Here is an 11,975-nt window from a genome sequence, read left to right as displayed (position 1 = left end):
GGCGGGCGGCATCGGGCCGTAGTGATCATACACAGCCGATACTGGGCGAAAAAGTCGGTTAGGCACTTCAAGAGCGATGTCCCATTGTCTATGGGACATCCACCAGTGACTTCATGTGCGTCGCAAAATCATCCTGTATCGGCCGGAACCCGCAGCGAAGGTAAAAGGCAGCGCCTTCGGGTGTGTCCGTGGACAGTCGCACAACGCGGAAATGCCCGGACGCCAATTCCAGCAGTTGCTGCACCAACGCTTTACCCACGTTCTGGCCCCTTGATGCACGTGCGACGTAGACCCGCCGTAATCGCCCTGCATCCGGTTCGGCAAACGGGTCGGATGAAAGACCTCCGAGGGCAATCAGCCGCCCGTTGCGAAACACCCCCAAAAGGCACTCACCCTGCTGATCGAACCGATTGGCCCCGCTTTCCCATTCCGCAATCAACCGGGTGAGGAACCTGAAGCCTTCTGCAACGGCCTCAGCCTCCAGTTCGCGGATTTGCGGCGCGAGCCCGGAGATTTTACATATCACCAATTCATCCATTGACGTGACCATGTTCTGGTTGCTGCCTGGCTTGTCTGCACGGGTCACTTCAAGTCTGAGACTCGCTCTCTGGAGCGTTTACGGGTGTGCACAGCTCAACCAGCGTTCCATCCGGGCACCGAACGTAAGACACGGTTTGCCCCCAGGGCTTGGTAGTCGGGGCAGCGATTTCGCTAGCGCCTGCTTGAATCGCTTTGGCATGGGCCGCGGGGACATCCACGGTCACCAGCCCGACTTCGATGCCTAACGGTTTGGGAGATGAGTGCGCGGAGACATGGCCGGTGCTGAAGTTCGACGCGGCCAGTTCATCGGCGGCGAATGCCAGTGCGGTTTCGCCGGTTTCGAGTTCGCCATAGGTGCCGGACTCATGGATGAAGCGAACACTGAGGCCGAAGGCCGCCGAGAAGAACTTGAGAGAGGCCTCTACATCCTTGACGTAGATGATCAGGTAGCCAAATTTCATGAACGAACATTCCTTGTCGTGCCAATCGGGTGGTGAATCTAGCAGCTTTGCGTGATATGTCGAGGGACACAAAACCGAAAAACCCATCAGATGTTTCCTGTGTATTTTTTTTCGAAACACAACGAGGGCAGGAGTCAGATTGTCGCTGACAAACACCACTCAGCCACGCTTGTTTAAACGCTCTGTAGGTTACTTCGTGAAAGCCACAACGCCTTGCGCCGTTGCCTACAGGTACGCCAGAATCCGCCGGCTTGTGCGCCTTGGGGGTCGTCGGTAACTTGGTTCGGGTCACTGATTGTCAGTGATCGGGTTTAGTAGCCCGTGGTTATCCAAGGTGCATAGCTCATCAAACAGTCAGGTATTTCATACCTGCACTTTATGGTGGCTGTGTGCAGGGCGCCCTCGGGCGCGCCGGTTCCTTGGGTCCCCGGTCTACTAACCTGCGCACAGCTACCACCCTTCTTATTAGTAGAGAGGCGGTGGTAGCTCACTTACAGGACCCAAATTATGTTCAAGGTAACTCCGAATCCGCCGGAATCCGATCCGGCCTCGCCGTACGAAAGCCCCGACTCCAAACAATTCCACGAAGCCGCCGAACGCACGCTCAATCCAGGCCCCAACATCATGGCCACCCCGCGCACACCCAGCACCCTGTTCATCGTCAATCCCGAACTCAGTACCGAAACGTTGCTGGTGCACGCCTGCGAATCGCTGGCGTCGGCCAATGTCATGGCCAACGACCTGGTGGATCATTTGCAGGGGACAAGTCGCAATGCGCTGTTGGGGATTGCGCAGGTGATCATGCTGGGGGAGCTGGCAGTGAATCGGGCGCTGGATCGGCTTGATCCGCCCTAGTTATCCGAGTCAGCGTAAACAACCTGTAGGAGCGAGCTTGCTCGCGATGGCGGTGTGTCAAGCACCATTTTTACCGGCTGACACGACGCCATCGCGAGCAAGCTCGCTCCCACAGGGAAATGCCCCGCAGTCAGATCTTCATTTCAGATGGCGATAACTCGGGATCGCGGAACCGAGCACCACCACCCCCGCCGCAATTGCCAGCCAGAACCCGCTGCGTGCACCGAAGGCATCCACCAGCCAACCGGAGCCGGCGGCGCCAATCGCCACGCCGATACTCAACCCGGTCACCAGCCAGGTCAGGCCTTCGGTGAGTTTGGCCGGCGGCACGATCTGCTCCACCAGGGCCATGGCGACGATCAGCGTCGGGGCAAAAAACAGGCCGGCGACAAACACCGCCAGCGACAAGCCGAAAATATTCACCGCCAGCAGCAACGGCAAGGTAGTCACCGCCGTTGCTACCCCACCATACAAATACAGGCGTGCCAGCGGCACTTTCGAGCGCAGTGCGCCGAACGCCAATCCGGCCAGGCACGAGCCGATGGCATACACCGACAGCACGATACTGGCCGCTGCAGGTTGGCCCTGCTGCTGGGCGAAGGCGACGCTGACCACATCCACCACACCGACGATGGTGCCCATGGCCACCATCAACAGCATCAGCAACTGAATGTCACGAGAGCGTATGATCGAGCCTTGATGGTGGTCTTCGTGGGGATGTACCGGAGGCTCCGTGCTGCGCTGCAATACGAACGCGGTGACGCCGATGGCCAGCGCCAGCAACGCCGCCAACGGCCCGGCCTCGGGAAATGCCACTACGCACAACCCCACCGACAGTGGCGGCCCGACGATGAAGCAGACTTCGTCCAGCACCGACTCCAGGGCGTAGGCAGTCTGCAACTCGGGGCGGCCGCGATACACCTCAGTCCAGCGGGCCCGGACCATCGCCGACATGCTCGGCATGCAACCGGCCAGCGCGGCGAAGACAAACAGCGTCCAATGCGGTGCTTGCAACCGCGTGCACAGCAACAGCAGTAACAGTGCCCCACCACCAAGCAATGCCGTAACCGGCAGAATCCGCCCCTGGCCATATCGATCCACCAGCCGCGATACCTGTGGCGCACAAAACGCCGTGGCCAGGGCGAACGTCGCCGCCACCGCGCCAGCCATTCCATAGCCACCCTGTAACTGCGAGAGCATGGTGATCAGACCGATGCCGGTCATGGAAATCGGCATGCGCGCGATCATCCCGGCCAGCACGAATGCGCCACTGCCGGGGGCTTTGAACAACTCGCGATAGGGGTTTGCCATGGGGCTGGTCTCATCAGGGGACTGCACGTTGCCATAACGGCTGATTGCGGGGGAAGTGTGGAATTGTTGGTTGAATGTGAAGGCCCCTTCGCGAGCAGGCTCGCTCCCACAATGGCCGGCGTACACCGCTCAAATGTGGGAGCGGGCTTGCTCCGGGCGGCGTTCCGACGAAGAGGCCAGCAAAACCACCACAACCACCCCGCCAAATGAACTCTCGACCACCCAAACCAGTCACCTGCTTAGGCCCCAGATTCCCGGAGTTTCGCGACAATGGCTGATCACCCCGAACGTCAAAGCCCCATCGACGCCCACGGCATCATCGGCGACATGCGCAGCGCGGCGCTGGTCAATGACAAGGGCAGCGTGGACTTTTTCTGCTGGCCGGAGTTCGACAGTCCGTCGATCTTCTGCTCGCTGCTGGACAGCCCCGAGGCCGGGATTTTCCAACTCTCCCCGGATTTACCCGATGCCCGCCGCGAACAGATTTACCTCCCCGACACCAACGTGCTGCAAACCCGCTGGCTCAGTGACCGGGCGGTGGTCGAGGTCACCGACCTGCTGCCCGTCGGCGACACCGAAGACGACCTGCCACTGCTGATGCGACGGATCCGCGTGGTCAGCGGCCGCGCCACCTTCCACATGCGCTGCGCCGTGCGCCATGACTACGCCCGCGCCCACACTCGCGCACGCCAGAACAAACAGGATGTGATTTTTGAGGCTGCCGGCCAACCGACTCTGCGGCTCTCTTCGGATCAGGCATTGCGCATCGACGCCAACGTGGCGGTCGCCGAGTTCACCCTCGAACAAGACCAGACCGGTCAATTCCTGCTCGGCGCCTTCGACGATCCGCGCTTCATGAAAGGCGCTGCCGAACTGTGCCTGCAGCGCACCCTGAAGTTCTGGCGCGACTGGATTGGCCAGTCCAACTACCGTGGACGCTGGCGCGAAATGGTCAACCGCTCGGCCCTGGCGATGAAGCTGCTGACCTCGCGCAAATACGGCGCGATTCTCGCTGCCGCCACCTTTGGCCTGCCGGAAAGTCCTGGTGGCGAACGCAACTGGGACTACCGCTTCACCTGGATCCGCGACGCCTCGTTCACCGTCTACGCGTTCATGCGCCTGGGCTTCGTTGCAGAGGCCAACGCCTACATGCGCTGGTTGCGCGGGCGGGTCAGCGACTGTCGGGGCAAGCCGATGAAGCTCAACATTCTCTACGCCATCGACGGTCGCCAGGAGCTGCCGGAGATCGAGCTGGCGCACCTGTCCGGTCATGGTGGCGCACAACCGGTGCGCATCGGCAATCAGGCCTACGAACAGGTTCAGCTCGATATCTTTGGCGAGCTGATGGACGCGATTTACCTGGTCAACAAATACGGTGAAGCCATCTCCCATGAAGGCTGGAAACACACGGTGGAAGTCATCGATCAGGTTTGCCAAACCTGGGAGCAAAAGGATGTCGGCATCTGGGAGATGCGCGGCGCGCAATACCATTTCCTGCATTCACGGCTGATGTGCTGGGTCGCCCTGGACCGCGCCATCCGCCTCGCTTCAAAACGCTCGCTGCCGGCACCCTTCGCACGCTGGGACCAGACTCGCCAGGCGATCTACGCCGACATCTGGGAGAACTTCTGGTGCGAAGAACGCGGGCATTTCGTCCAGCACATCGGCGGCACCGGCCTGGACGGTTCGATGCTGCTGATGCCGCTGGTGCGTTTCGTCAGCGCCCGCGACCCGCGCTGGCTTGCGACCCTGGAATCCATCGAAAAGAGCCTGGTGCGCGATGGCATGATCTACCGCTACCGCAATGACGACAGCCAGATCGACGGCCTGCCCGGCAGCGAAGGCGCCTTCGCCGCCTGCTCGTTCTGGTACGTCGAATGCCTGGCCCGCGCCGGCCGGCTCGACAAGGCCCATCTGGAATTCGAACAGCTGCTCAGGTACGCCAACCCGCTGGGGCTGTATGCCGAAGAGTTCGACAGCCATGGGCGGCACATGGGCAACACGCCGCAGGCATTGACGCATCTGGCGCTGATCAGTGCGGCTTGTTTTCTGGATCGGAGGTTGAGTGGGGAGAAGGTTGTTTGGCAGCCATAAGTACGGATCAAACAATGTTCGAACTCAGGCAGAAGGTGACTCAAGGCACCACTGGATCTGCTCCTTCACCAACCGAAAACCGCTCCCGATAAGCCTGCGGAGTCACGCCCATGGCCCGCAGGAAACTGCGGCGCAGGGTTTCTTCGCTGCCGAAGCCGCATTGCACTGCCACCCGCTTGATCGGCAAGCCAGTGTCGCTGAGCAAACGCCGCGCGGTTTCGACGCGGATCAGTTCGATGGCCCGGGCCGGCGTCTGGCCGGTGTCGGCGCGGTAGTGGCGCACGAAACTGCGTTCGCTCATACCGGCCTGCAAGGCCAGGGTCGGGATGCCAAGGTCCTGGGTCAGGTTTTCGCTGATCCAGGCGTGAAGTTCGTCGAATCGATTGCCTTCTTTTTGCAGGGACAGGGTCACGCTGAATTGCGACTGGCCACCCGGACGCTTGAGAAACACCACCAGTTGCCGGGCGACTTCCAGGGCCATGTTGCGCCCGAGGTCTTGTTCGACCATGGCCAGCGCCAGGTCGATGCCGGCGGTCACCCCGGCCGAGGTCCAGACCGGACCATCGTTGATGAAGATCGGGTTGGGCTCGACGTGCAGTTGCGGGTGTTGCTGCGCCAATTGCTCGCAGCGAGTCCAGTGGGTGACCACGCGCCGGCCATCGAGCCAGCCGCTGGCCGCCAGCAGAAACGCACCGGTGCACACTGAGGAAACCCGTCGGCAGCCACGGGCATGTTCGCGCACCCAGGCGACCAACGGCGCGTCCTGCGCCGCCGCGTATACGCCCCAGCCACCGGCAATGATCAAGGTATCAGTGCCCTCGTCCGGTAACGGTTCGGCCAACAGCGCCAATCCCGCCGACGACATCACCGCCCCGCCGCCGCTGGCAATCACCGTCGGTGCGTAGGGTGGCGGCTGGCCTTGCTGACGGGCAATGTCGTTGGCCGAAGCGAATACCTGCAACGGCCCGGTGACGTCGAGCAATTGCACGTTGGCGAAAGCGAGTACGTGGATGATTTTATGCATTTGGCGTAATTCGTTGGGATATTGGCGTATGCGCCAAAGCCTACGGGCCTACAGTTAAACCGTCCACTCACTTCACGAGAAAAACACCATGACGTTGCAGATCGGTTTTCTGTTGTTTCCACAGGTTCAGCAACTGGATCTGACCGGCCCTTATGACGTGCTGGCCTCTCTGCCGGATGTGAAAGTACATCTGGTCTGGAAAGACCTGATGCCGGTCACCGCCAGCACCGGCCTGATGTTGAAACCGACCACCACCTTCGACGATTGCCCGGCGCTGGACGTGATCTGCGTGCCCGGTGGCAGCGGCGTCGGGCCGTTGATGGAAGACGACGAAACCCTGGATTTCCTCAGGGCCCAGGCCGCCAACGCCCGCTACATCACTTCGGTATGCACCGGCGCGCTGGTGCTTGGCGCGGCGGGATTGCTCAAGGGCAAACGCGCCACCACCCACTGGGCATATCACCAGTTGCTGGCGCCTTTGGGGGCGACACCGGTACAGGATCGGGTGGTTCGCGACGGCAATCTGCTGACCGGAGGCGGGATCACCGCGGGTATCGACTTCGCCCTGACCCTGGCCGCCGAGCTGTTCGACCAGGCCACCGCCGAGCTGGTGCAGTTGCAGCTGGAATACGCCCCGGCCCCGCCGTTTACCGCGGGCAGCCCCGAGACGGCCCCGGCCAGTGTGCTGGAAGAAGCTCGCCAGCGGGCTGCCGGCTCGTTGAAACTGCGGGCACAAATCACCGAGCGCGCGGCGGCGAAACTCGATCAACAGTGAAAAAATGGTGGCGGGAACCCGGTTCCTGCCGCCACGACCTTTCGTGCGCCCACAAAAAAACCCGCCGAAGCGGGTTTTTCCAAGACCATGACGACTCCTTGTCGTAGCGTTCCTTGCATATGGTCGATCATCCATGATCCTGAGCACATCCTGTGCTTCAGTGGGTGAGGCCAGATTACTCATCGGATCCAATTTGTAACAGGCGATATCGCTACCATCGCGTGTAAGACATTCGCTATAAACCACCTTCCGAAAACCCTTAGACACCTCAGGCTTCGAGCCGACTTCAGCCACTCTGTTGCTCGTGGGACTTGGCATTTTCGATCAAAAACTGCTCGATATTGTTCATTTGCTCTTCCCACCCACGACTATCCATTCGGAAAGCCTTTTCCCGGCGCACATCGGGGATGTGATCGAAACCGGACTCGGAGACTCTGAGCAAGGTGCCTGCGTCATGATCTTCCAGTTCGAACTTGACCAGGGTGGTTGGCTCCTGGGAATAGTCGATCTCCGGACGCACCGCGTACGGATGCCAGCGAAACGAAAACAACCGCTCAGGCTCGACCCGCTCGACCAACACGTTCCACAATACGTGTTCATATCCGGGGTACGTGACCCGGCCCTGGGTCCACTCGCCTGCAACAAAACGCTTGCCCTCCAGCGCCACGCCAAACCACTTCCCGAACTCTTCGGCATGGGCTATCACTCGCCAGACCTGTGAACGCTTGGCCTTGAGCAGGATTTTCCTTTCGATGCGATCAGATGCTTGGTTCATAAGTCACCTCCTGTACTTGAACAGTAGGTCAGTAAGATCACAAGACCAACCCTAAAGTTGTACCAATCGGGATGCGCAATCAACCATACCTGAGATATTCGGTTGCATTTACACCGATAAGTTCTGGGGCAAGAGAATAGTCGGAGAATCGAAACTGCTAACGTTCCCCTATTGAAACCGCCCCCGAAAGGAGTCATCCATGAAAAACCTGCGCGGCAGCTGCCTGTGCAAAGCCGTCGAGTACGAACTCGATTGCCTCGACATGCCCATCAGTCACTGTCACTGCCAAACCTGTCGCAAGGCTCACGCGGCAGCTTTTGCATCGACCGCCGGGGTCATGCGCGAGCACTTTCGCTGGACCAAAGGCCAGGATCGACTGAGCCGCTACGAATCGTCGCCGGGCAAGTTTCGGCATTTCTGTTCGGTCTGCGGTGCACATTTGATGGCCGAACGGCTGGCCCAGCCTCACGTTATTGTTCGTGTGGCGACACTGGATAGCGATCCGCAAATGACGCCCCAAGCGCATATCTGGACGTCTCATGATGTGCCATGGCTTGAATACGAATCGGTGGAAAAACACTCGCAATGGCAAGCGTAGTGGGCGGAGTTCATCTCGACGCTACACTGCATCTCTACATTCGGTCACTGCGAGCACTCCAGCATGAACCCACGCTTACTATTGGCGCTGCCGCCCCTGTTGTTCACCTCCATGGCTTTCGCCGTGGACTGCAACAACGCCAGCGACCAGGCGACGATGAACCAGTGCGCAGCACAGCAGAATACAGCCGCCGACAAGGAGTTGAATGCGCTGTACCAGCAGATCACTTCGCGACTCAAGAGCAATCCGGACAGCAAGAAGCAGTTGGTGAGTGCGCAGCGGGCGTGGGTTGCGTTCCGCGATGCCGAGTGCAAGTTCTCGGCGTCCGGGGTGGAAGGTGGGAGTGTGTATCCGCTGATCTACAGCAATTGCACCACGGAACTGACCAAGGCACGAACCCGGATGTTCAAGAACTACCTGAAGTGCCAGGAGGGGGATATGAGTTGCCCGGTGCCGGGGGTTTAAATCTTCGGTGTTTTTGAGGGCCTCTTCGCGAGCAAGCCCGCTCCCACAGTGGATTTGTGATGTGGTCACTATTGTGTGAACACCGCTGAACCCTGTGGGAGCGGGCTTGCCCGCGAAGGCGTCAGTTCAGTCGCCGCAATTACCGGACAAAAATCTGCGCCGTGGTAATCGCCATGTCCCCGCCCGGTAACTTGATGCTGCCGGTCTGTTTCAGGCTGTCGGCATCGAAGATCGCCACGTCGTTGAAGGTCCCCGCCAGGTAGATCTTGCTGCCGTCCTTGTTGAAGGAAATGCAGTAGTACGAGTGATCGAGCGTGGCGGACTGAAGCATTTTCTTCTGCTTGATGTCGTACTTGGCCAGGCGGTTGAGCACGCCAAACATCAGGTTCGGATCCTTGGGCGAGCGCATGCCGCTGAAGTAGATTTCGGTCAGGGGGCCGAAATCGGTGGTTTCGGTCTTGCCGGTCTTCAGGTCGACGCTGAACAGGCCGTACAGGTATTCGGCCGTGGCCGGGTCCTGTTTCTTGTCCTTGAACTTCGCCGCGGTGTAGAGCAGCGAGAAGTCATGCCGATACGTCTGCTGGTTCCACACGTAGAGCACGTCCGGTGCGCTGTAGTTCGGGCGTTTCCAGTGACGGCTGGGGATCAGTACGTCGAACTTGCCGGTCTTCACATTGACCTTGTAGACATCCGCCCCCGCCACGTACAGCGTGCCGTCGTCACCGCTCTGCATGATGGTCAGCTGCCGTGGCGCCGGGAAACTGCGCACAGGCTTGGCGTCCATCCCGGCGTCGGTGGCATACACGTCCAGCCGAGGCTGCTGCACTTCGTACCGATCGTTCATCATCAGCGTCGGGTTGGCGATGGTGAACAATTCCTTGCCGTCGTGGCTGAGGGTGAAGGCGAACATCGACTTCGCTTTCTCCCCCGGCTTCTGGGTGATGCTGGCGTGGAACACCTGCTTGCAGTTGTCCAGTTCGACGCCGTAGACATCCGCATAGTGATTGTTCAGCACATAGGCGGTCTTGCGGTCCGGCGACAGCTGCACGGTGCCGGGGCCGAAGGCGTCGGGCATCTTGCAGGTCTTGTACAAGGTGTCGGTGGCCAGGTCGATCACGTGCAGGTTGTTCGGGTAATTGGTGGTCAACATGTATTCGTGACCGTCTTGCAACGCAGTATTTTCATCGGCCAGGACACTGACCGAACAACTGCTCAGGACGGCAAACGCGGCCAGGCCGCAGGCTTTGATGCTGTGCATGCTGGAATCCTTCTTGTTATACGCTGCTTTCAAGGGCATCACTTGTCCTTGGGGAAGACAGTGCCGAGGTTGCGCCAGTTTTCGTTGGACGCCTGGGCATCCTTGTTCCAGTCCGGGTAGGTGCTCATCATGTCGGGCACCTGGGCCGGCCACCAGCAAGGGTCGGAGCACCCGTAGAGGTCGGCCTCCATCGGCTGGCACAGCGACGACACACCGCCAAACGCATCGATTTCCCAGCCCGGGTCGGTGGTCGAGGCACAGCCCGCCACGGAACTCATGGCCACCACTTCTTCGATGCGGTTTTCATCCGCGGCCTGATCCAGCTTCAACGCTTTGTTATTGATTGCCTTGAGATGTTTCATATCAGTGAGCCTTGCGCGGAGTGATGTAACTGCTGATGAACGCAGGGTTGTTGGCCATGATCCGGGTGTAGACCTCGATGCCGAAGTCGACCCAGTCACGCATCAGTTCGCAGTAGTGATAAGTCGGGTGCGTCGGATCGCCGTAGCGGGCGTAGCTTTCGTGGTAGCAACCGCCGGAACACAGGTTGCGGATCTGGCAGTCTTCGCAGCCAGTGTTGGTGCGGTCCAGGCGCTGGGACAGGAAGTCGTTCAACTCCACCTGTTTGACGCCGCTATGGACATTGCCGAAGGTCGGCAGACTCGAACCGGTAAAGCGGTGGCACAGGTTCAGCTCGCCCTTGTGATCCACCGCCAGCATCTTCAGGCCCGCGCCGCACGGCAGGGCTTTTTTGTGCCCTTCATGAATGTCGGTGATCAACTGGTGCAGGTTGGAGAAGCCGATGTTGCGGTGCTCCAGCGCCGCTTCCAGGTAACGCCGACCGAGTTTCTTCATGTTGGCGAAGACTTCCACCAATTCATCACTAGTGAGGTTGAAGCTGCTGATGTCGCCGGAAGTCACCGGGGCAAAGCCGACCTCAGCGAAACCCAGTTCGTTGAACAGGTGATCCCAGATGGTTTCGACGTCGGTGACACCGGTGGTCAGGGTCACCCGCGCCCCCACCGGACGGCTGTTGTAGCGTGACAGCAGCATCTCGGCCTTGCGCCGCACCACGTCGTACGTGCCCTGCCCGCCCACGGTGATGCGGTTGCGGTCGTGCACGGTTTTCGGCCCGTCGATACTCACCGACAGCCCGAAACGGTGAGCGTTGAGGTAGTCCACGGTTTCTTCGGTGAGCAGTGTGGCGTTGGTGGTCATGACAAACTCGACGAACTTGCCCGCCTCGCGAAAACGCTTCTCACAGTAGTCGACCATGTACTCGATCAGCTTGCGGTTGCTCAGCGGTTCGCCGCCGAAGAACACCACGGTGAAACGCTCTTCGTCCGGGGACTCGCGCAGCAGCATTTCCACCGAGGCAATCGCCGTTTCCACGTCCATCTTCTTGCCGGCCGACGGCTTGTCGAGGTCTTCCTTGTAGCAGTAGGTGCAACTCAGGTTGCAGCCCGTATTGACGTTGAGCACCACGGTATTGATCGCCGTGCGCTCGACCCGTTTGGTGGCGATGTCCGGGGTCAGTGGCGAGCCGTCGCTGACCAGTTCCAGGGCCATCAGCTCGCGCAGGGTTTCAGTGACTTCCTCACCGTTGAAGCGCGCGGCCAGGCGCTGGATCAGGTCGTCCGACGAACAGCCCGGGCCGCGCAAGGTATCGATGATGGTGCCCGTCAGTTCATCGCTGGCGAACAGCGAACTGCTGGGGATGTGAAACAGCATGCGGTCGGCATCGACTTGCACTTCGTGCAGGTTGCGTTCGACCAGATTCAAGATAGCGCCCATGGCAAACCTCCTGTGCAGACCCCGC

Annotated in this window: 13 protein-coding genes; 5 read left to right on the top strand and 8 right to left on the bottom strand. The window is 60.0% G+C overall.

All coding sequences use genetic code 11. The annotated features are described in order from the left end of the window. Window positions 1–88 precede the first annotated feature (88 nt). Both PMI29_RS05085 and PMI29_RS05090 read right to left on the bottom strand, forming a co-directional pair. Window positions 89–550, bottom strand: coding sequence for a GNAT family N-acetyltransferase (locus tag PMI29_RS05085; RefSeq protein ID WP_008002537.1), 462 nt, complete (start codon window positions 548–550; stop codon window positions 89–91). A gap of 37 nt (window positions 551–587) precedes the next feature. After that, complete coding sequence (locus tag PMI29_RS05090) at window positions 588–1,001, bottom strand: VOC family protein (protein WP_008002535.1); 414 nt, start codon at window positions 999–1,001, stop codon at window positions 588–590. A 507-nt stretch (window positions 1,002–1,508) separates the two neighbouring features. Between PMI29_RS05090 and PMI29_RS05095 the strand changes: the two genes are divergently transcribed. After that, window positions 1,509–1,856 (top strand): DUF6124 family protein, encoded by a 348-nt coding sequence (locus PMI29_RS05095; protein WP_008002532.1) that lies wholly within the window; start codon window positions 1,509–1,511, stop codon window positions 1,854–1,856. A 138-nt stretch (window positions 1,857–1,994) separates the two neighbouring features. Here PMI29_RS05095 and PMI29_RS05100 read toward each other — a convergent pair whose 3' ends face one another. Then, entirely contained in the window at window positions 1,995–3,167 is a 1,173-nt protein-coding gene (locus tag PMI29_RS05100; protein WP_008002530.1) for an MFS transporter, read from the bottom strand. Between the two features lie 270 nt (window positions 3,168–3,437). Between PMI29_RS05100 and PMI29_RS05105 the strand changes: the two genes are divergently transcribed. After that, entirely contained in the window at window positions 3,438–5,261 is a 1,824-nt protein-coding gene (locus tag PMI29_RS05105; protein ID WP_008002529.1) for a glycoside hydrolase family 15 protein, read from the top strand. Between the two features lie 40 nt (window positions 5,262–5,301). Here the strand turns inward: PMI29_RS05105 and PMI29_RS05110 are convergent, their stop codons facing one another. Continuing rightward, window positions 5,302–6,285 (bottom strand): GlxA family transcriptional regulator, encoded by a 984-nt coding sequence (locus PMI29_RS05110; RefSeq protein WP_008002528.1) that lies wholly within the window; start codon window positions 6,283–6,285, stop codon window positions 5,302–5,304. Window positions 6,286–6,373: 88 nt separating this feature from the next. Between PMI29_RS05110 and inhA the strand changes: the two genes are divergently transcribed. Next, window positions 6,374–7,060 (top strand): isonitrile hydratase, encoded by a 687-nt coding sequence (gene inhA, locus PMI29_RS05115; protein WP_008002527.1) that lies wholly within the window; start codon window positions 6,374–6,376, stop codon window positions 7,058–7,060. A gap of 286 nt (window positions 7,061–7,346) precedes the next feature. On the opposite strand, the gene PMI29_RS05120 is transcribed toward inhA, so the two are convergent. Next, window positions 7,347–7,835, bottom strand: coding sequence for an SRPBCC family protein (locus PMI29_RS05120; RefSeq protein ID WP_008002526.1), 489 nt, complete (start codon window positions 7,833–7,835; stop codon window positions 7,347–7,349). Between the two features lie 199 nt (window positions 7,836–8,034). Between PMI29_RS05120 and PMI29_RS05125 the strand changes: the two genes are divergently transcribed. Both PMI29_RS05125 and PMI29_RS05130 read left to right on the top strand, forming a co-directional pair. Further along, window positions 8,035–8,433: a GFA family protein gene (locus tag PMI29_RS05125; RefSeq protein ID WP_007981722.1), complete on the top strand. Its 399-nt coding sequence runs from the start codon at window positions 8,035–8,037 to the stop codon at window positions 8,431–8,433. A gap of 63 nt (window positions 8,434–8,496) precedes the next feature. Next, window positions 8,497–8,898, top strand: coding sequence for a lysozyme inhibitor LprI family protein (locus PMI29_RS05130; protein WP_008002525.1), 402 nt, complete (start codon window positions 8,497–8,499; stop codon window positions 8,896–8,898). A 139-nt stretch (window positions 8,899–9,037) separates the two neighbouring features. Here the strand turns inward: PMI29_RS05130 and peaD are convergent, their stop codons facing one another. The 3 genes from peaD to peaB are packed head-to-tail and all read right to left on the bottom strand — an operon-like array spanning window position 9,038 to window position 11,950. Continuing rightward, complete coding sequence (gene peaD / locus PMI29_RS05135; protein WP_033052664.1) at window positions 9,038–10,156, bottom strand: quinohemoprotein amine dehydrogenase subunit beta; 1,119 nt, start codon at window positions 10,154–10,156, stop codon at window positions 9,038–9,040. A gap of 38 nt (window positions 10,157–10,194) precedes the next feature. Continuing rightward, window positions 10,195–10,518 (bottom strand): quinohemoprotein amine dehydrogenase subunit gamma, encoded by a 324-nt coding sequence (gene qhpC / locus PMI29_RS05140; RefSeq protein WP_007971075.1) that lies wholly within the window; start codon window positions 10,516–10,518, stop codon window positions 10,195–10,197. A gap of 1 nt (window position 10,519) precedes the next feature. After that, the gene (gene peaB, locus PMI29_RS05145) at window positions 10,520–11,950 is read right to left on the bottom strand and encodes a quinohemoprotein amine dehydrogenase maturation protein (RefSeq protein ID WP_008002523.1); all 1,431 of its coding nucleotides are present in this window, start codon (window positions 11,948–11,950) and stop codon (window positions 10,520–10,522) included. Window positions 11,951–11,975: the final 25 nt, after the last annotated feature.

It is taken from the genome of Pseudomonas sp. GM49, assembly GCF_000282355.1.
In the GTDB taxonomy this organism is placed as follows: Bacteria; Pseudomonadota; Gammaproteobacteria; order Pseudomonadales; family Pseudomonadaceae; genus Aquipseudomonas.
This window is presented reverse-complemented; position numbering and strand designations above follow the sequence as displayed.

What these genes read in the sequence shown, in the direction of transcription:
- PMI29_RS05085 (WP_008002537.1), bottom strand. Translation starts at nt 550, where the DNA reads ATGGTCACGTCAATGGATGAATTGGTGATATGTAAAATCTCCGGGCTC.
- PMI29_RS05090 (WP_008002535.1), bottom strand. Translation starts at nt 1,001, where the DNA reads ATGAAATTTGGCTACCTGATCATCTACGTCAAGGATGTAGAGGCCTCT.
- PMI29_RS05095 (WP_008002532.1), top strand. Translation starts at nt 1,509, where the DNA reads ATGTTCAAGGTAACTCCGAATCCGCCGGAATCCGATCCGGCCTCGCCG.
- PMI29_RS05100 (WP_008002530.1), bottom strand. Translation starts at nt 3,167, where the DNA reads ATGGCAAACCCCTATCGCGAGTTGTTCAAAGCCCCCGGCAGTGGCGCA.
- PMI29_RS05105 (WP_008002529.1), top strand. Translation starts at nt 3,438, where the DNA reads ATGGCTGATCACCCCGAACGTCAAAGCCCCATCGACGCCCACGGCATC.
- PMI29_RS05110 (WP_008002528.1), bottom strand. Translation starts at nt 6,285, where the DNA reads ATGCATAAAATCATCCACGTACTCGCTTTCGCCAACGTGCAATTGCTC.
- inhA (WP_008002527.1), top strand. Translation starts at nt 6,374, where the DNA reads ATGACGTTGCAGATCGGTTTTCTGTTGTTTCCACAGGTTCAGCAACTG.
- PMI29_RS05120 (WP_008002526.1), bottom strand. Translation starts at nt 7,835, where the DNA reads ATGAACCAAGCATCTGATCGCATCGAAAGGAAAATCCTGCTCAAGGCC.
- PMI29_RS05125 (WP_007981722.1), top strand. Translation starts at nt 8,035, where the DNA reads ATGAAAAACCTGCGCGGCAGCTGCCTGTGCAAAGCCGTCGAGTACGAA.
- PMI29_RS05130 (WP_008002525.1), top strand. Translation starts at nt 8,497, where the DNA reads ATGAACCCACGCTTACTATTGGCGCTGCCGCCCCTGTTGTTCACCTCC.
- peaD (WP_033052664.1), bottom strand. Translation starts at nt 10,156, where the DNA reads ATGCACAGCATCAAAGCCTGCGGCCTGGCCGCGTTTGCCGTCCTGAGC.
- qhpC (WP_007971075.1), bottom strand. Translation starts at nt 10,518, where the DNA reads ATGAAACATCTCAAGGCAATCAATAACAAAGCGTTGAAGCTGGATCAG.
- peaB (WP_008002523.1), bottom strand. Translation starts at nt 11,950, where the DNA reads ATGGGCGCTATCTTGAATCTGGTCGAACGCAACCTGCACGAAGTGCAA.